Genomic DNA, 19723 nt, shown 5'->3' with positions numbered 1-19723 from the left:
TTTAAAAGTTCCGGGAATTTGCCCGTAAGTTTCTTTTTCAGTATTACGTAAAGAATAAAACTGATTCGGAGTAAAATAAAATTCACCGCTTAACTTAAATACCGAATTTGCAGAACCTGCCGGTATTTCTACAATTCCTTTAACCGCCTTAAGAGCAACAATTTCCGTTTCATGCAAAGGCCTCAGTAAATAAACCGAATATAAAAAAACGAAAAGAACAAAAAACGGAACGGAGCCTAAAATCAATCGTTTGTTTACAGCCTTCATATTTTATTTACCTCATAAATCGATACCGGCTCTTCTTTACCTCTAAATCTTACAAACCCGCCGAAATTAAATTTTATCCGGCTTTCCGCTTCCGAACTTACATTATTTTTTACGGCGGCACTTACAAAAATTTCCGTTTCTTTTTTTAAGGCATAAAAATGAAGCCGCGAAGCTATATTAACGGCATCGGAAATAACGGTACTGTCCATTCGTGCCTGCTCCCCTATCGTACCTATCATAAGCTTTCCGTAATGTACCCCGCAGGCAAGTTTTATTTTTTGCATACCGCGTATTTCGCGTTCAAAATTTTCAACTCTTATAATTTCCTTTATTTCGAGCATACAATCTATAACATCTTCCGCCGTTCCGTAAAAAAGAACCATAAGCCCTTCCGCCAAATATTTATCGATAAACCCCTTATGTATTTCTATTACGGGATTTATATCGGCAAGAGTTTTATTATAAATCTGAAGAACGCTCAGCCTTTCGGCTTCGGTTTCCAATCCGGTTTTCATACCTAAGTGAATAAAGGCAATATACATATCCTTTAAAATATTATCGCCCAACCGAATTTCTATATGTTTTTTATTTAAGAAATTCATAAATTCTATAGGAACAAATTTAGCCAAAGCCGTATTTGTAAGCTCTATTTTTTTAGCCAACCCGATTACATTTTCCGATGTGGTTTTAAAATACTGCAATACAATAATTGCCATCGGGGCGACTAAGGTTAAAACTCCGAAATGCGATAAAAAACCGCCTTCTATAATTTTATTTGCAATTAACATATCGCGTATGCTCATCGATAAAAAAACCAAAACCCCCAGCAAAAAAAGATGAGCATACTTATTACGCTTAAACGCTTCCATTACGGTAATTACAACATTATATATTGCCGCCGCCAGTACATAAATTTGAGCATAAACAAGCAAATTCGTAGAAACCGAAATCGGTGCAAACAAGTTAATTGCCGCATATAAAAATGCCGGAAAAAGAATTATATAAAGATAACGCATTTTTATCTTTCCGAATAATTCGTGTATAAAAAGCGAAGCGAAAACTAAAGCAAGCGAAAAAGTCGCATAGCCCAATTTAAACAAAAATATGGAATTTATTTTAGGAATAATTGTCGTAAATAAAACTTCATCATAGCAGCAAATACGCACACCGAAATTTACGCATAAAAGACCGAAATAAAGAGAAGTTTTTTCTTTCGGATAAAATATATAAAGTGAAATAAAAAAGGCGGAGGTTACCAGTAAAACTCCGGCTAAGATGGTAAAAACTAAAACATCTTTATTTTTTGCATTTGCGAGAGTGGAATAAAAAGCGATTTCTACAGGTTTTTGAAAACCGGGAAATTTATCGTGGTGATTCGAGATATGAAAAACAAGAATCGCTTCTTTCGCTCTTCGGGTAGGTAAAACCATAAAAGAAGAATCCCAATTAAAAACCTCTTCTTTTTTTGAAACCGCAGGTTTACCGGAACGCATAAATTCCAATCCGTTTAAATATGCAACAAATGCGGAAGAAACACAGGCGGTTTTAATTGCATAAACTCCGTCGGCGGATAAGTTCGTTAATTTTACTGCATAAGTTGCATAACCGTACTCGGGTTCAGGCTCGGAGTATTTCGTCCAACTGGAATTTATATGTTCAAATCTGGTATATTGATAAAACTTGTCCGACGGGGAAACGAATTTATTCGGTACAAAAATCCAATCGCCTTCAAGCGCAATAACGTCCGTTGCACTTAAATTTTCGGCATTATAAACGCCGCGTATTACAGGATATTCCGAATGTTTATTACCGGGTATTTTACACGAAAAAAATAAAAGTAAAAATCCGAAAAATACAAAGATTTTTTTCACTGTCCGCATACCGCATAAACTGTAACTAATAAACTACTATATAGTAAATTACATACGCCCAGCTTAACAAGCCGTGTATAACGGCCCATAAGACGGATTTCCATGCGGTATAACTTATTATCATCGCAAGGCACGAACCGAAAGTTATTCCTTCTTTAGCATAATGTCTTATAAACTTGACTTTATCCGCCATAACTTTTCCATCCTTTAAATATTTTTATACTATTTTACACTAACGGAAAATATTGTCAAGTAATAAGGCTGTAAAATAAAAAACCTTGCAAGGTTAAATAAGCCTTGCAAGGTTTTATAATTTGTTAAGATAAACGCCGCATGAATAAAATTAAAGTTACAGCCTTATTTTGCGTTTTTAATTTTATTCGCGTCTACATTCGACTTCTTAAATTCATATCTGGTACTGATGCCAAATAGAGCATTTCCTGCTACTCGTTGGTATATGGCCAATATATCGCCTTTAACTTCAAAGGAACATTTTACGTTCTCTGTAAGAGGCATCGAGATTTTTCCGCCCTTTGCACTGTAATCGCCGGAAAGACGGGGAACTTTACTAAAGTCCTTTCCGTCAGCCGAACTTGCAACATAAACCTTATCCTTTCCGTCAAAATAATAATAATTGGGAGCAAGCAGACTATCTACAGGTGCTGTTTGCTCCCAAACACCGGTAACGGTTTTTGCATTTCCGCCGCAGGATACCATAGCTGCCATGCTCAGTAAAACAACGAGCATTCCGATAACAGAAACAATTTTATTTCGTTTCATATTTAAACTCCTTTCACCGTTCTTTTAAACGGTTCTTTAAATTTCTTCCATTATACCCCCCCCCCCCCCGGTTTTGTCAAGAGGTTTTAACTCGTTTTTTCAATTTTTTTTGCAAATTCGGGCAAATATTTGTAAATTTTTCCTGATAATAATTATAAAATGCCGTGTAACAATTAAAAAAAACTTAAAAAAAGGCTGATAAATTATGGAAATAAAAATAAAAAATTTAACCTTAACCAACGACCTGCTTTTTAGAGGAATTTTCGGGAAAAAAGGAAATGAACACTTATTAAAAGAACTTGTCAATGCCGTCCTTTCATATAAAAATTTACCGCTTATAACTCATATCAGGCTAAAATCTCCGATAACAAAAATCGGACATCTCGTAGGAAAACAAAATATTTTGGATATTTTAGGCGTCGATAATTTACAAAATCAATATGCAATTGAAATGCAGGTTTTAAATCATCTTTTTTTACGGGACAGAATGAGTTACTATCTTGCAAAACTGCATACGGACCAAAACCTTAAGGGTAAACCGTATTCCGAAATTAAAAAAAGCGTTTTAATTTGCTTTATGGACGAAAATTTTTATAATGATAAATATTTTTTTCGCACCGCTCAAATGCGCTCGGACGTAAACTATGAACAAGTTGTTATGGATAAACTTGAGTTTCATTTAATTGAAATGAAAAAATTGATGACGGTTTTGCAAAACTGTGATATAATAAAAATGAAAGAGTTGGAAAAGTGGGTATATTTTATTAAGAACATAGATAAAACAGGAGATAAAAATATGGAAACCTTGTTAAAAGAAAATCCCGCATTTAATGAAGCGGAAAAAGAATACGAAGAAATTATCGGCGATGAAGAAAAAAGGCTTTTACTGCTGCACCAGGAAATTTGGGAAATGGACAGAATCAGTGAAAAAGCCTGCGCCAGAGAAGAAGGGCTTTCCGAGGGCTGGAATAACGGAGTAAGGCAAACAAAACTTGAAACGGCAAAGCTGATGAAACGGGAAAATTGCGAAATTTCTTTTATTTCAAAAATTACCGGTTTAAGTTTAAATGAAATAAAAGATTTATAGCAAACGCAAGTTATTTTACCGCCGCTTCCAAATCAAAACCGTTCCTTGAAATTATTTTTGCCTTTACCACGGAGCCCGCATGAATCGGCTTACCTGATAAATCTTTTTTGCCGTTAGCAAAACTTAATACTACCGCTCCGTCCACTTCCGGGGCCTGAAACCAAGCTCGTCCGAGAGCAAGAACGGTGCCGTTATTTTCAGCGACGGCATTCAAGTTTACGGAATCCGCACTTTCTCCGCCGAGCGGAATAAGCTCTTCAACTAAAACTTCAAGCGTTTTACCTATAAATTCTTCGAGTTTTTTTTCGGTTATTCCCGTTTGAAGCTCCCGTATTTGCGCTAAACGTTTTTCGGCAATTTTTTTCGGAACTCGGTTTTTAAAAGAATAAGAAGCGGTATCTTCTTCGCGGGAATATGTAAAGCCGCCCGACCAAAGGGGTTTTAAATTTTTTAAAAAATCTACGGTTGCCGCAAAGTCATTATCCGTTTCGTTCGGAAAACCCGATAAAAAGGTCGTGCGCAGGCAGGGCTCTCCGTACGGACTTTTTGAGTTTTTAAAAGCCTCCCGTATTTTTTCGGCAAGCCGTAAATAAATTTCGGGAGAGCCTTTACGGTTCATAGCTTTAATTATTTTTTCCGAACCGGATTGAAAAGGAATATCAAAATACGGCAAAAAGCGCGTATCGGAGGTAACAATCGGTAAAATATCAAGAGGAAAATGGTCGGGATGAATATATAAAAGGCGCACTTTAAATTCGCCTTTAATTTTTGAAATAGCGGTTAAAAGCTGTGCAAGCCCCGATTCGGCCGAATTTTTTTCAGCTTGAAAGGCCGCTAAATCCTGCCCTATTAAATTAAATTCGTAAAAATCTTTTTTAACGAATTCCGTAATTTCGGAAGTTATTTCCGCTATGGGTCGGCTTCTAAGTCTTCCGCGTATTATAGGAATTGCGCAAAAACTGCAAAAATTATCGCAGCCTTCGGTAATCTTTATATACGCCGAACGCGGAAAATTAAGAATTTTAGGCCGGCAGCCTCCGCAAACTCCTATTTGAGGCGGAGTTAAAACGCTTTTTTTTATTTTTTCTTTTGCAAAAAGTCTTTCTACAACTTCAGGCAGACGTGATAAATCGCCGTTACCGAAAACAGCGTCCGCTTCAGATAAATCGGTTTTTAAAATTTCCGCATATCGCTCCGCAAGACAGCCTGCCAGCAATATTTTCGCCCTCGGATTCACGGCTTTTGCATTTATAACGGCATTAATCGACTCTTCTTTTGCGGATTCTATAAATCCGCAAGAATTTACGATAATTAAATCGGCGCTTTCCGCAGAGTCGCAATTACTCCACCCCAAGCCCTCCATAATTCCTATAAGAATTTCCGCATCGACTTGATTTTTTGCACAGCCGTGTAAATCGACAAAAAAATTTTTAATCGACATCGGCTATTATAAATTTAAAACGTCTGGTTGTATCGTCCTTTATCCATTTTAAATCTTTTACGATAACTTCTCCCGGACGGCTTATTTCCAAATCCACGGTTTTTCCGCCTGCAACAAGCTGCATTTTTACGGCATTTCCGTTAGAAGCCCAAATCCTAAAACCGTTATTGGCCTGTACCGTAAGCTGTTCCGCTTTTTGGTAATACCTTTCTTCGCGGTTTGCTTTATCGGATTCGTGGCGAAACAGGCAGTATCCCCTAAATGTGGCATTTAAGGTTACAGGATAAGCCGAACCGCCTTCAAACAGCACCCTGGTTGCGGCATTTGAAGAAAAACCGGAACTCTCGGAAACGATAACATCTGAAGCCTTTACCGTTGCTTCCGCAGCCAACTCTGAACCCGTTTTAATTAACACTAAAGAGCCCGCTTCGGGATTGTTTTTATCTATATCTTCGACAAGAATTTCAGCATCATGTACGGCATCGCCGTTTAAATCGAGTTTAAGAGTTTCCGCAAGGTTAATAATCTGGTTTCCTGCTTCCGTATTTAATACTAAAGAGGGGCTTACCTTTTCTACAGTCAGTACATAGTCTTTTCCGCCGGCTTGAATTTTTAAAGAATCGCCTATAAAAAGTCTTTTTTCAAAACGCGGTTCGGTTAATTCATAATTCCCCGCTTTACGGCTTTCTATTATTTTTTCTTCCGTTATGTTTTTCGCCTGTCTTTCCTGCAAGTCGGGCAGCCATTTACTGAAGATAAAATAAGCTAAACCTGCAATTAAGGCTATAACGGCCGCAGCTGCCAATGCAATTATCATCAGCCGATAACTGCCGGCGTTTTTTTTGGGCAATAAAGCGTCGGGAGGTAAATCAGTTTCCTGAATCTTTATTTGCTTGTAGAGCTTTATAAATTCTTCCGGGTTAAGCCCTAAATATTCGCAATAATTTCTCAAAAAGCCCAAAATATACGGCTCGGCAGGGAATACGCTGTAATCATCATTTTCCAAGGCTTCAAGATATCTTTTTGCTATATTCGTTTCTCGGGCTACCTGCTCCAGTTCAAGCCCGTGTTGCATTCTTGTTTCGATAAGAAGTTTTCCGATTTCGTTCATTGTATTTCTCCGATTTTAATTTAATACGGTTTGTTTTGTTACTCTATAAAAAGAAAGTCATCTAAAACCTTTGCAGTCGGCGGCGCATCAAATACGAAATTTTGACTTTTAATTCCTACATTTATTCTGTAATTATAAAAATCAAAAATAACCTTTCCGCCCGAAACGGGAACGGCTTCTATTCTGCGTATTAATTTCGATTCGGGGGAAATCATTACGCGCAAGGTTTTAAAAGTTTCGGAAGCGCTTTTTCTGTTCATTATTAAAATTACAACGGATTCCGATGGGACTTCTTCCACCTGCACGGGAGAAGCCGAAGTTTCGTATTGAATCGTATAAGAGCGCTTCATAAGCGATAGCCCCTGCGGAGTCGCTAAAGCCGTGCCGCCGGCAGAGCTTTTATCGATTTCCTGCCGTAAAATTGTTCTATAATCCGGTAAATAAATCGAAAGCGTATTCCCGCTGAAAACTATACATTGGTCGGCAGGCGATTTAAAATCCAATCTGAGCATATCCGGCCGTTTAAACATAGCGGTGCACGGCTGCTTTGAAGCCCCTGACGTTATATTCATATCTACAACGTAATCCGAAAACTGTGCGTATTTATCGGATACGGCGGAAAAAAAAGCCGCCGCCGTGGTAATATTTTGAGAAAAACAAAAAATTCCGATACAAAATAAAAGGGGGATAAAAATATTTTTCTTCATTTGCTTTACAGTAAAGCAAAAAACGGGCATAAAGTCAAGGGGCGTATAAATTCCGTTTAAATTCGATTGCTTTTTCCGTTTCCTTATTATCACTTAAATTGTTTAATTTTGTAAGGCTATTGCATAAATTTAAGTATTGGGTTAATCTTATAATTTGAAGCGGTTTAATATAGTTTTATATCGGCCGTTAAAATTTCAGGAGAAGTTAATGTCAATCCTTTTTTATTTGGAAGTATTTTTCGGTATTGTTTTTTCGGTGTTTTTAATTATAAATAACGCGGGGCTGTTGTCCTTTTTCGCTCTTATTTTGGGAGCGGCTTTTTCAATTTGGTTCGGGTTTGCAGCCGTTTCTTTTTTAAAAAATACAACGGAAAAGAAATTGTATATCTTACGAAAAATTGCGGAATATGCTCCGTTTTTCTTTATTGCCTGTTTTGTAATATCGCGGGCAAAAATCTACGGCGAAAGAGAAGTTATGGACGCCGTTTTAGCCCTGTATTGGCTTGCCTTAATTATTTTTAACGGTGTTATCCTTTACAGATTAAACGATAAACGAGCTCGCAAATATTTTCCGCAATTACCCGAACTTGACCCTAAACACAAGCATTCGATTTTCTTTGAAATTTTGGAGTGGGTAGATGCAATTGTACAAGCGGCTTGCGTAGTTTTATTATTTACCGTTTTTGTTTTTCAATTATATGTAATTCCTTCGGAATCTATGGTGCCGCAGTTTATGGTAGGAGACAGAGTTGCGGGTATAAAATTTTTGTCCGGACCTACCTTTCCGCTTTCTTCGTTCCGTTTTCCTCAACTGCATAAGTACGAACGCGGAGATGTCGTTATAATAAGAAACCCTCATTACAAAAATGAACCTAATAATGAACTGAAATTTTTTACTTCACAGCTGGTTCAATATCTTACATTAACGACGGTAAACATAAACAAAGATGAAAACGGAAATGTAAAAGCCGACCCGCTAGTAAAACGAATTGTCGGACTCCCCGGAGAAAAGATTATGCTTGTAGACGGGGTGCTTTATATAAAAAAAGCCGGAGAAAAAGACTTTAAAAGTTTTGATGAATCCGGATATGCAGCATGGAATTTATCGGAGCTTTCCAAATCTCAGCTTGAATATGTACGCGATGCCGAAAAGATGACTACCGAAAAATTAAACCGCCTTCAATCCGTAGAGACTTGGCGTAAACAAGTTGATTTTTCCGAAGCGGAAAAAGAAGCCGACGGTTTAATTGAAAAAATGAAAAAAATAAAGGGTAAGGCCGATACGGTTTTTTCCGCAAACGATTTTTTGCCCAAGGGACAGTATCTTATTAACTATATGGCAAAAGATAATGAAATTATAGCGTCAAAAATATTGACAACCGACGGCGGACTTACTTGGTTTAAGGCCTTTTTAAAAAATTGGCAACCGGAAACGGATAAAAATTTTTCTCAATATAATTTATATGAAAAACGTAATGCTCAATTAAATGTTTTAATTAAGTTGGCTTTCGGTAAATTATTCGTACGCAATGCCGAGCTTTATAAAGAAAATGCAACTGCGGAAAGATTTGCTTCAGATGAAGAGCGTACAAATATTATAGGAGAACTCGAAGAATATCTTTTTTATCTTTCCCTTACAAGTCAGCGCAATATGAATGAATTTCCTCAAGCCGAAGAAGAATACATTCCTGAAGGCTGTTATTTTATGATGGGTGATAATCGTTTTAATTCTTTGGATATGAGGCATGAATATTCTTATCATCTTGAAAGTTTAAATTCAAACGATGCTTTTTCAATCGTATTTATAACAAATATAAAACCGCGCTATATTCCGTCTTCAAAAATGCTGGGGACGGTAAACCTTATTTTATTCCCGTTTTCCAGATTCGGACGAATTAAATAAAAAAAAAGCTCAGGCGGATTTTTTTCACCTGAGCTTTTATCTTAATAAAAGTTTTTAATTGCGGTTTTTATCTTTAACCGCAATAATGGCTCCCAATATCATTAAATGTCTTGAAAGCTGCGAAAGATAATTTAAAACCGATGCCGTATTCCTGAATATGTTTCCGTTAACGGCCCCGAGGATATCAATTAAGACAATATTGATTATCCAAAGAATCATAAAGATAATCAATATTATATTCGTCAGTTTAATTTCTCCGCTGAAAAATTCTACAATTAAAAAAACGCCTGCAATTAATTCCGTAATTGCAATCGTAATTATAATAATCATAGTAATTGTTGAGCTTTTAAAAAGACCGTTTAAAAGAGCTACAACTTCTCCCAAATCTCCGCCGCTGGAGCGCATCAGTCCTAAAATACCTGCAACAATTAAAAAGAAAGCTAACGCAACTTGCAGCGTTACAAGCCCCACAGTTCTTTTCATAAGAACCTCCCATATTAAAATTACGGAAATTTAAAATTACCGTAATATCATTATCGGAATAATTAAAAATAAGCATAAGTAAATTTCTTTTCTTACTTCCCTACACAAAAACCCGAAAAAACCTTATCTAAAATATCTTCCGAATTTACTTCACCGGTAACTTCGCCTAAAAATCGCAAAGCCTCTTCCAAGTCTTCGGTAATTAAATCAAGAGGGAATCCTGCGGCTGCATTTTCGTATGCCGAATTTAAAAATTGAAGAGCATTGCTTACCGCTTCTTTTTGTCTTTCGCTTCCGAGAGAAGCTCCTTTTGAAAGGTTGTTGGAAGATGAGGCAAGAAGCCCGTAAGCCGCCGCCGAAAGCTCTTTAATGCCCTTATAGTTTTTTGCAGAAATAAAAATATAATTTAAAATATTTTCATCTTTTAAAATCTTTATAATAAGTTTTTCTTTTCCGCTGTCCAATAAATCCGTTTTTGTAATTACCGTAATAATCGGAACAGGAGAGTTCTTTATAAAATTTAAATCATCATCGTTCAGTTTTGAATCTTTAACGGCTTCGGCGGAATCCAATAAATACAATACCAAATCCGCTTCACGGCTTATCTTTAAAGAACGCTCTACTCCTATAGCTTCTATTTTATCTTGAGTATATCTAAAACCTGCAGTATCATAAAGATTTACAGGAATTCCGTTAAAGTTCAGTCCCGCCTCGAGCCAATCTCTGGTTGTACCGTGAATATCCGAAACAATGGCGCGGTCTTCTTTTAAAAGAACATTAAACAAAGAGGATTTTCCCGCATTTGTTTTTCCGGCCAAAACAACCCTTGCTCCGTCAATAAAAATTTTTTCGGAAGCCCAAGAGTCGTAAAGAATTTGAAGCGGATTTAAAACCTGTAAGATTAAATCGGAAGAAAAAACGCCTTCTACGGTTTCTTCATCTTCAGGATATTCTATTTCAACATCGGCTGCGGCAATTACCTTAAGAAGCGATTCCTTTATTCTTTTTATTTCCGAAAATACGGAGCCGGATAATCTTCCTGCGGCAAGCTCAACCGCCGTATCGGTTTTGGAATTTATAATTTCGTTTACGGCTTCCGCCCGGGTTAAATCCGTTTTGCCGTTTGCAAAAGCGCGGAAAGTAAATTCTCCTCCCTCAGCCGCACGGAATCCGTTTTGCAATAAGAGCCGATAAATACTTAATACTACAGCCGTACCTCCATGGCAAATAAATTCAACGGAATCCTCGCCGGTAAAACTTTTGGGAGCGCGATAAACGCAAACCGTTACTTCATCTATCTTAATCTTTGTTTTAGGATTTATAACCCAGCCGTGCAAAACGGAATTCCCGGCCGCTTTTAACAGAGTACCGGGTTTTGAAAATATACTTGCGCTAAGTTCAATACAGTTTGCTCCCGAAGTGCGGACAATCCCTAAAGCGGCGGGGCTTAATGCCGTTGCAATTGCGGCAATCGCATCATCTAAGCCGTATTTACCTGCCTGCATTTTTTCCCCTGCATAAATTTAATTTTACAAAAATTAAAGGCATTAAGCCCGAGGCTATTGCGCCTACCGCGGCAAATTCCAAAAAAACGTAAAGTCTGAATTGCGGATGGGAAGCGTTTATTTTTGCAAAATAAACGGCCAGAACGGGAATTATAGAAACGGCAAAGCCCAAAATAAAACGGAAAATTTTTTGTACAGGAGTTCCGCTTGAAGCATTAAAATTTATTTTAAGAGGTTCAAATATATAAATATTACCGAAGGCCAACCCGAATAAGCCTCCCGCACCGTAAACTTTTTCGTTACAAATTAAAATAAGAAAAAAAGAAAACCCGGCAGCTGCCGCAAACTTAACCGATTTTATATTTTTAGAAGAAACCTTTGAAAGAGCTTCCGCAAATCCGGAAATCTTATTTTCTATTTTTTCCGTAAAGAGAAAGAAAATAAAAAATACAAAGCCTCCTAAAAACCAGCCGGATAAAACATCGGTAGGATAATGCACTCCTAAATAAATTCGGGAAACTCCTATTGCAAAAGGAAAAATAATTGCGAGAAAAATTTTTAACTTGTTTTTAAGTTTTGTTTTTGCGCCGTAAAATAAAACTGCGGGATACATTAAGGTTCCCGTAAAAGAATGCCCGGACGGAGTTGAAAAGCTTGTTTCCGTCGTAAGCATAACTTCAGGCGCATAAGTATAAGGACGCGGTACATGAAGTATCAGTTTTATCCCGTCCGTTAAACCTGTTCCGAAGGTAAGCACGTACAAAAGATGCAGCCCTTTTTTATAATCAATGCACCACATATAAATAAGCGGGATTAAAATTCCAAAACCGTACACCGAAACATCTGTAAAAATTTTTACAACTTCCGTAAGAGCGGGATTTGCAACAGTTTGTACCGCCTTTATAAATTCTATCCCCCCATAGGTAAATTGCGGGAATTGCTTGAGGCACGGCATTTGTTAATTCATTCATAGTTTTTCTCCGTCCGGACGTACATCCGCATAACGCCCCGAATTATTCCAATAAATATAACCTTCGTCTATCGAAGCCTGTATTCCCAAAATTTGACGCTTAACGTAATTTACATCGTAATATTTTTTATCATATGAAACGGGAATATAAAATGCCTGTACCCACGGGCGTACAATTAATTTATTTCTTGCAATGAATTTATTACGGTATGAGCCTTGATAATAAATTCTGTAAGGGCGTTCTTCCGCGGGGCTATATGCCAAAAAGTTTTGAGCAAAATGGCTAGGATAAAACATAGGGCAAATTACATCTACATATTCGGCAATCAATTCCACTTCCTGCCCCGTACGCGCACCGGTTCTGTACCAGCCGTTTGAACCGTAAATATCAATGGAAACCGGAGCTTTAATGCGCTCTCTTGCATAAGCAAGAAACGACATAAGGGCGCTTACCTTATCCATTCCGTTTTCACAAGCCGGATATAAAGTATTTGCCAAATTATCGCCGTCCGTAGGAAACCTGATATAATCAAATTGGATTTCGTCAAAGCCCTTTTTACAAAGCTCTTCCGCAATATCAATATTATACTTCCACACATCTTCGTTGTACGGGTCTATCCAATATTCTTCAATCGCTTCCTTTGTTCCGTCATAAGAATTATACCCCTGCCAAGGTTTATTTGTAGTTTTATCTCTTACGGCATACTTCCCGTTTTCATAGCGGTATAAATTTTTATCTTTAAAAAGAACGATACGGGCAATTAAATAAAGCTTTTCGGCCTTCGCTTTTTCTATAAATTTTTCCAAATCAATCGTATAGCGTACCCCGCCGTATTTTTCGATTTCTTTATTCTCGGTATCATACCGGACAAAGCCCGCTTCATCTTTCATATCGATTACTATTGCGTTTAATTTATTGTCTTTTATCGTTTTTAAATGTTCCTGAAATTTTTTCTCGTTAATTGCCTGATGAGTGGGAATATAAATTCCTTTTTTCCCGTCCGCTATTTTCAAATATTCGGTCTTTTGTTTTTTTTCGCTATGTAAAAGCCACAGTTCCGATAACGAAATGGAATCCGTAAACGGTGTAGTTTTTTTCGGGATAAATGCGCATAAAAAATTCGAAGACGTTAAGAAATTTTTTGCCTTATTAAAATTCTTAAACAGCGACTTGTTTGAGGCAGGCTGAATTTTCGGCACGAGTAAATTAGCTTCAAATATTTTATCGGGGGTAACGGCAATTACCGTATTTTCCGAAACCGTTAAGCTGTCCATACAGGTAATTTTAGAATTATCTTCCCGTAAATTTGCAACGGAGAAAAATATTTTTTTATCCCAATTTAATTTATAAATTCTGCCGGAAAAAGTTTGACAACAATAAACTTGAGGCTGTTTTAAATTTTGAGTATCGGAGCTTTGCTCAAAAGAAATATCGGAAACCTCTTCTATCCCCTCAGGCCCCTTACCGAGTCCGTCGTTCAGTTCGTTCCATATTTTAGAATTTACAAGAGGCTGTTTATATGCAACTCCGTAAATGGCGTGCGATACAAAAACAGTAAGCACGCTTTCACCGTTTATATCGGGCATATCCGAAACGCTGACGGCTTTTATCCCGTTTATTCTTCCGTTGCAGCCCAAGTCTTTCCAAGTTTTTCCCGAATCGGTTGTCAAAAAAACGCTGTCGGAGGTTGCGGTAACAAAAATATTGGGATTTACGGGGTGAGTTTCCAAATCTTTTAACTGCTGAACTTTTTCGGTAAATTGTTTATTCCCGTTTTTATCGATTGATTTAATAATTTTTTTCGGGAGAGTATTGTTTAAATAATAAAACTCTTTTAAGTTTTTACTTGCGGCAATTCCGTTGCCGGTTAAAAAAAGCCATTGATTGCCCGCCTTACATATTTTAAAAACGGAAGAATCTTTCCAAATTTGTTTTGCACGAAAATTATCTACTTTATATAAACCGTCAGCCTTCCCGGTTAAAAAAACATCTTCCGCAAAAAGCGGGAATAAAACCGCTGCAATCAAAACCGCGGAAAAAACCGTTTTACGTATATTAAAATTTATCGCTTTCATTATTTTTCTATTACTCCGAATTTTTCAAATACAAAAAAGATAATGCTTAAAACCACGGCAACGAGAGATGCCAATACCATTCCCTTAAATTCTATTTGCCCTAAGTTAATTGAAATGCCGCTTAACCCCGAAGTAAAAACAATCGAAGTAAGAATTAAATTTTTCGGTTTGGAATAATCGATTTTCGAATCTACCAATAATCTTATTCCCGAGGCTCCTATCATTCCGTAAAGAAGAAAGGTTACCCCTCCTATTACGTTTCCCGGAATTGTGGTAATTAAAGCTGCAAGCGGACTGATAAACGCCATACATATGGAAATTACCGCAGCTCCTCCTATTACGTAAACGCTGTATATCCCCGTAACAGCCATAACCCCGATATTCTCTCCGTAAGTTGTAGTAGGTACGCCCCCTGCCAAACCGGAAAGAGCCGTCGAAAAATTATCCGCAAATATACTTCTATGAAGCCCCGGAGACTTTAACAAATCTTTTCCTATAATGTTTGACGTTACAACCTGATGGCTTATATGTTCGCTTGTAATTACAAGTAAAACCGGAAGCATAGTAAGCGATGCCCGTAAATCGAATTTCGGAAATTGAAATTTGGGAAAAGTAAAAAGTCCCGAATTTATAACGGGAGAAAAATTCACCATACCGAAAAAAATAGATGCCGCGTATCCTGCAATTATTGCAATCAAAATCGGAATCGTGGAAAAAAATCCCCTAAATAAAACGGAGCCTAAAACTGCCGTTCCGAGGGTAATTAAAAAAACGGTTACATCGGCAGCACTTCCCGTTTCGGTCATAACGTTTGCACCTATATTTCCGCCCCGGATTGTTAAACCGACAAGTTCAAATCCTATAAGGGCAACGACGGCTCCCATTGCGGCGGGAGGTAAAATTATATCTATCCACGAAGTTCCGAATTTATAAATTATAAATGCAATAACGCAGCCTAATAAACCGGTTACTACAAAGGCGCCTTGTGCATAGCCGAATCCCATAGAAGAAATAATTATGGCCGAAGGCCCCAAAAATGCAAAACTTGAACCGAGATATGCGGGAGCCTTTCCCTTTGTTATAAAAATAAAAAGAAGAGTACCCGCACCGTTCATCAACAACACAATGCCGGGGTCAATCCCGAAAATAATCGGAACTAAAACAGATGCCCCGAACATTGCAAAGGTATGCTGAATACTCAACGGAAGAAAAAGAGCCGCCGGCACTTTTTCATTTACTTGATAAATTTTTTTTGCGGACATCTTTACACCTCCTCGGCCTTTTTTCTTTCAAACACTCTAATAAGAGCATATCCCGCCAATAGGCACAATGCGGAGATAAAGCGCATTTTAAGCGGCTGGCATACTTGCGGGAAAATATGCAAAACCGAACCCGAAACAAGCCCGAGTATAAAAGCATAAGTTATTTTAGGATATTTATTCAACAAAAATTTTATAAGCCTTGCCGAAAGGAAAATACCCGTAACCACTCCCAACCCTACCGTAACTAAAACCGAAAGTGTAAAATCATTTACGGCTTTTATAACCGTATAATAAACGCCGAGTATTAAAAGAATAAAGGAACCTGAAATACCGGGAATTATCATAGCGGCGGAGCCTATAATTCCTGCAAAAAAAAGAATAAAAAAGTTTTTAATTGAAAGAACTTCAATTACCGTATTCGCTTCGGAAGATGGACCCTTTATAAAATACGTTAAAAGCATTATACCGAGTCCCAGCAAAAACCAAAAAAACTTTATTACGCTTGCCGATTTTTTTAAAGGCGGGAAATCTTTTACCAGTTCGAAAATTAAAAAAACACTTCCCATAATTAAACCTATAAAAAAAAAGTTGATTTGCACGGGAAATTTTTCATATAAAATTTTAAAGAGCTTTGCAAACAAAAGAATTCCGAATGCCGCACCGCAAAGCAAACTTAAAAAATCTTTCCATTTATTTTTAATTTTTTCTATATCGAAAGCGGCCATATCTATTAAATCGGAATACACACCGAATACTACCGCAATAGTTCCGCCTGAAACTCCGGGTATAACGTTAGCAATACCTACAGCTATACCCGCAAGTATTTTCTTTATATAATTTGTCATAAGAAAGATTATATCTAAATTTCCCGATAGACACAATAGGCAAAAATAAGGTATAATACGAAAATGTTATATCAAATTTCGGAATTATTAGCTCAATATTTCGGGCCTATGAGGCTGCTACAGTCCTATACTGTTTTAATTTCAATCGGCTTATTTTTAGGATTTTTATTAACGGTTTTTTTATTACCGAAATTTTATTCAAAACTACCGAAAGACAGGGGCAGGGAATTTACGGTAAACCCTGAAGCGGCAGTAGGAAAACCTACCGGTGCCGGAATTGTATTTATTCCTATTTTTATCGTTTGTGTTTTTATTTTAATAAAGCCCACTCTTACTCAAGGATTGGCGGCGCTTTTAACTTTTGCCGTTATGATGACCGGCTATTTGGACGACCGTTCAATAAAATCATGGGGAGAATATTTAAAGGGAAGCCTCGATTTAATTCTTTCGATAATAATGAGCCTTATTATTTTTTATGTTTACTTTCAGGGCTCGGTTACTTTTTGGCTTCCGTTTACTTCAAATTTCGTTACCGTACCGCCTGCGGTTTTTTTTATAACCTCAACCTTAATTTTATGGATTTCCATAAATACGACAAATTGCACGGACGGAGTGGACGGCCTTTCGGGAACCCTCATTTTAATAGCCCTTGTTTCGCTGGGAATAGTTTTTTACTTTATACTCGGCCACGTTAAAGTCGCTTCTTATCTTTTAGTACCCAATATTGCAAGCGGTGCGAAGTGGGCTGTTATGATTTTTACTCTTTGCGGAGTGCTTACGGGGTACTTATGGCACAATGCCTATCCCAGCAGGGTTTTAATGGGCGATGCGGGCTCGCGCTCTTTGGGTTTTTTTATAGGCATTTTAGTTATAATTTCAGGGAATCCCTTTATCCTTTTAATGACAAGCGGCGTAATTTTAATAAACGGCGGAACGGGAATATTAAAAATCGTCCTTTTACGCTTCTTTAAAATAAAAATTTTTAAAAATATACGCTTTCCTCTTCATGACCACATGAAAAAAAACTTACAATGGTCGCCTACCCAAGTTTTACTTAGGTTTATGATTTTACAAATTTTAATTACCATTGTAGTTTTAGGAATTTTATTTAAAGTACGGTAACTCCCGATGAGTTTTTTACAGCGGTTCGAACCGCTTGCAGGAACGGAAAATTTAAAAAAAATTCAAAATGCGAAAATTGCAATTTTCGGTTTGGGTGGAGTGGGAAGTTATACGGCCGAAGCTCTTGCCCGAAGCGGTGCGGAAAATTTGGTTTTAATAGACGGCGATATAATAGAAGAAAGCAATATTAACAGGCAGCTTTATGCTCTACATTCTACACTGGGAAACCCAAAAACCGAAATTGCAAAAAAGCGAATACTTGATATAAACCCTAATTGCAAAATTTTTACTTTTTCAAATTTTATTTTACCCGATAATTTTGAAAAAACCTTAGGCAAAGATTTTTTTAAAGATGTAAATTTTATTGTCGATGCCGTAGACACAATTACTCTAAAAATTTTTCTTGCAAAAATTTGCAATGAAAAAAATATTCCGATTATATCTGCAATGGGCTGCGGAAACAGATTAAGCGCCGATTTTGAATTTGCCGACATTTATAAAACTTCGGCTTGTCCCTTATGTAAGGTTATGCGTACTAAATTAAAAGCCGTTAACGTAAAACGCTTAAAAGTTCTTTATTCAAAAAGCCCCTGTGAGGTAAAACGAAATCCTCCGGCTTCCGCTTCATGGGTCCCGTCCGTGGCGGGACTTTTAATTGCAGGAGAAGTTATAAAAAGCGTTATGGAAATATAGAACCTGTGAAAGCTGCCCTATTTCCCTAAACACTTACAACTTTTCCGCCGATAATCTAAAGTGATATGTATAAATTTAAACTTATTTTAAAAAGGAAAATATTATTTATACTCGGATTTTTTTGTTTTTCTTCATTTTCGGTATTCAATGAAGAAGCCGCCCTTGAATTCGGTGGAAAATCCGGTTGGAATAATTTACTATCTTCTTCAAATATAAAAATCCGCAAAGGAAAATTCGGCTATGATTCCGTAGGACTGACCTCCTCCGTTTCAAAGACTTCATCTAAAACGGATATGTATATAAGCTTCGATTTTGACGAACCTGTTGAAGAAACAGGCTCATATTCTTTAACGGAACACTCGGTTATCCGAACGGATTCCGATAAGGCAAAATTCGGTGAAGGAGCGGGATTATGCAGCCCGCATTCAAAAACGGGCGGTGTAAAATTAATGCCTATGCCCGACTCGTTTTTTGCCGGAAACACGATACTTAAATCTTTTACCATAGAGTTTTGGCTTTATCCGCAGGCTGCCGAAAGCGGAAGTAAAATTTTAAAGTGGTGGGCTTCTTTGATGGATAAAAAAAAGACTATGTATCAGAATATAATAGCCAGTATACTTAACAATAAACTTGAATGGGAATTTTTTAATATCTGGCAGGACAAAAACAATAAGGGAATTGATGTAAGACTTTTAGGCAAATCAAATATCATACCTGAAACATGGAGTCATCACTTAATTACATATAACGACGAAACCGGTCTTTTGGAATATAGAATGAACGGAAGAACCGAAGATATAATTTATTTAACTTCAACCGGCAGAGAAGGCTCTCAAGTTATGTATTCCATGCTGGGCACTCCTTCCGATGTTGTAATCGCCTTAAACTATTCAGGTCTTATCGATGAGCTAAAAGTAGTAAAACAATTTACAGAGCCTGCCATGTCCTGGGAAGTCGCCTCTTTATTTGAAAAGTATCCGCTTGAAGGCGGCAGAATAGAAACAAATATAATAGATTCCGGCGGGAAAAAATCCGTTGCAAAGATGTTAAAAGCTTCTTTTGACAATCCCGCACAAACCGATGTTGAATTTTTTATACGCAGTGCCGATAGCCCGTTTAATTGGACTGAAAATTATCCTGAATGGAAAACCGTAAAATTTAATGAAGCCGTCAAAGATATAACGGGAAGATTTTTTCAAATTGCATGCGATATTTATCCCGATTCAAACGGAACGAAATCACCGCTTATTCACTCCATTGTATTTCAGTATGAAAAAGACGGAGAACCTCTTCCCCCCGCCAAGGTGTTTGCAAAGGCTCTCGACGGAGCTGTGGAGCTTATATGGGCACCCTCGGTGGATTTCGATACTAAAGGATATTTAATTTATTTCGGAGAAAAAAAAGGAGAATATCAATATCCCGGTTCCCCTATTGATGCGGGCAATGTTACAAAGTATAAAATTGAAAAATTAAAAAACGGGAAAAACTATTTTTTTGCAATTGCGGCCTACGATGAAGAAAACGGAGCTCATTCGGGGGCGACTTCCAAAGAAGTTTATGCCCGCCCTTTGCAAAGTAAAAAAGAATAAGCGGAGTTAAA

17 protein-coding genes are annotated in these 19723 nt (G+C 37.3%); 5 read left to right on the top strand and 12 right to left on the bottom strand.

The genetic code is table 11. The features are described from left to right. Positions 1-263: 263 nt before the first annotated feature. The 3 genes from DYQ05_RS04655 to DYQ05_RS04645 all read right to left on the bottom strand — a co-directional run bounded on the left by DYQ05_RS04655 (position 264) and on the right by DYQ05_RS04645 (position 2918). Positions 264-2147: an adenylate/guanylate cyclase domain-containing protein gene (locus tag DYQ05_RS04655; RefSeq protein WP_206183930.1), complete on the bottom strand. Its 1884-nt coding sequence runs from the start codon at positions 2145-2147 to the stop codon at positions 264-266. A gap of 16 nt (positions 2148-2163) precedes the next feature. Continuing rightward, positions 2164-2331 (bottom strand): hypothetical protein, encoded by a 168-nt coding sequence (locus DYQ05_RS04650; protein WP_192814668.1) that lies wholly within the window; start codon positions 2329-2331, stop codon positions 2164-2166. 164 nt (positions 2332-2495) lie between these two features. Beyond that, complete coding sequence (locus DYQ05_RS04645; protein WP_206183929.1) at positions 2496-2918, bottom strand: hypothetical protein; 423 nt, start codon at positions 2916-2918, stop codon at positions 2496-2498. Between the two features lie 205 nt (positions 2919-3123). On the opposite strand from DYQ05_RS04645, the gene DYQ05_RS04640 reads away from it, so the two are divergent. Further along, entirely contained in the window at positions 3124-4005 is an 882-nt protein-coding gene (locus DYQ05_RS04640; RefSeq protein ID WP_020964776.1) for an Rpn family recombination-promoting nuclease/putative transposase, read from the top strand. A gap of 10 nt (positions 4006-4015) precedes the next feature. Here the strand turns inward: DYQ05_RS04640 and DYQ05_RS04635 are convergent, their stop codons facing one another. From DYQ05_RS04635 to DYQ05_RS04625, 3 genes are read right to left on the bottom strand one after another with little or no spacing between them, the layout of a single operon-like run. Next, on the bottom strand, positions 4016-5446 hold the full coding sequence (locus DYQ05_RS04635; protein ID WP_206183928.1) for a MiaB/RimO family radical SAM methylthiotransferase: 1431 nt from the start codon (positions 5444-5446) through the stop codon (positions 4016-4018). After that, on the bottom strand, positions 5436-6557 hold the full coding sequence (locus tag DYQ05_RS04630; RefSeq protein ID WP_206183927.1) for a helix-turn-helix domain-containing protein: 1122 nt from the start codon (positions 6555-6557) through the stop codon (positions 5436-5438). The genes DYQ05_RS04635 and DYQ05_RS04630 overlap by 11 nt, the downstream gene beginning before the upstream one ends. 38 nt (positions 6558-6595) lie before the next feature. Beyond that, positions 6596-7264 (bottom strand): LolA family protein, encoded by a 669-nt coding sequence (locus DYQ05_RS04625; RefSeq protein ID WP_206183926.1) that lies wholly within the window; start codon positions 7262-7264, stop codon positions 6596-6598. 208 nt (positions 7265-7472) lie between these two features. Between DYQ05_RS04625 and lepB the strand changes: the two genes are divergently transcribed. After that, positions 7473-9167: a signal peptidase I gene (lepB, locus tag DYQ05_RS04620; protein WP_024469563.1), complete on the top strand. Its 1695-nt coding sequence runs from the start codon at positions 7473-7475 to the stop codon at positions 9165-9167. A 54-nt stretch (positions 9168-9221) separates the two neighbouring features. Here the strand turns inward: lepB and DYQ05_RS04615 are convergent, their stop codons facing one another. The 6 genes from DYQ05_RS04615 to DYQ05_RS04590 form a co-directional block, all read right to left on the bottom strand. Next, the gene (locus DYQ05_RS04615; protein ID WP_024466565.1) at positions 9222-9650 is read right to left on the bottom strand and encodes a hypothetical protein; all 429 of its coding nucleotides are present in this window, start codon (positions 9648-9650) and stop codon (positions 9222-9224) included. Between the two features lie 92 nt (positions 9651-9742). Continuing rightward, complete coding sequence (mnmE, locus tag DYQ05_RS04610) at positions 9743-11155, bottom strand: tRNA uridine-5-carboxymethylaminomethyl(34) synthesis GTPase MnmE (protein WP_024469562.1); 1413 nt, start codon at positions 11153-11155, stop codon at positions 9743-9745. Next, positions 11142-12110, bottom strand: coding sequence for a phosphatase PAP2 family protein (locus DYQ05_RS04605; protein WP_252723518.1), 969 nt, complete (start codon positions 12108-12110; stop codon positions 11142-11144). Before DYQ05_RS04605 ends, mnmE begins: the two co-directional genes overlap by 14 nt. 12 nt (positions 12111-12122) lie before the next feature. Then, positions 12123-14201: a putative glycoside hydrolase gene (locus DYQ05_RS04600; RefSeq protein WP_206183925.1), complete on the bottom strand. Its 2079-nt coding sequence runs from the start codon at positions 14199-14201 to the stop codon at positions 12123-12125. Continuing rightward, positions 14201-15463, bottom strand: a complete 1263-nt coding sequence (gene uraA, locus DYQ05_RS04595; RefSeq protein ID WP_024465986.1) for a uracil permease — start codon at positions 15461-15463, stop codon at positions 14201-14203. Before uraA ends, DYQ05_RS04600 begins: the two co-directional genes overlap by 1 nt. Before the next feature lie 2 nt (positions 15464-15465). After that, on the bottom strand, positions 15466-16308 hold the full coding sequence (locus DYQ05_RS04590; RefSeq protein WP_206183924.1) for a DUF368 domain-containing protein: 843 nt from the start codon (positions 16306-16308) through the stop codon (positions 15466-15468). A gap of 63 nt (positions 16309-16371) precedes the next feature. Between DYQ05_RS04590 and DYQ05_RS04585 the strand changes: the two genes are divergently transcribed. The 3 genes from DYQ05_RS04585 (at position 16372) to DYQ05_RS04575 (ending at position 19712) form a co-directional block, all read left to right on the top strand. Further along, complete coding sequence (locus DYQ05_RS04585) at positions 16372-17430, top strand: MraY family glycosyltransferase (protein WP_029409040.1); 1059 nt, start codon at positions 16372-16374, stop codon at positions 17428-17430. Positions 17431-17436: 6 nt separating this feature from the next. Next, on the top strand, positions 17437-18123 hold the full coding sequence (locus DYQ05_RS04580) for a tRNA threonylcarbamoyladenosine dehydratase (RefSeq protein WP_024469557.1): 687 nt from the start codon (positions 17437-17439) through the stop codon (positions 18121-18123). A gap of 65 nt (positions 18124-18188) precedes the next feature. Next, positions 18189-19712, top strand: coding sequence for a LamG domain-containing protein (locus DYQ05_RS04575; protein WP_206183923.1), 1524 nt, complete (start codon positions 18189-18191; stop codon positions 19710-19712). The last annotated feature ends 11 nt before the right edge of the window (positions 19713-19723 follow it).

The sequence above is a fragment of the Treponema pedis genome (assembly GCF_017161325.1).
GTDB lineage: Bacteria > Spirochaetota > Spirochaetia > Treponematales > Treponemataceae > Treponema_B > Treponema_B pedis.
This window is presented reverse-complemented; position numbering and strand designations above follow the sequence as displayed.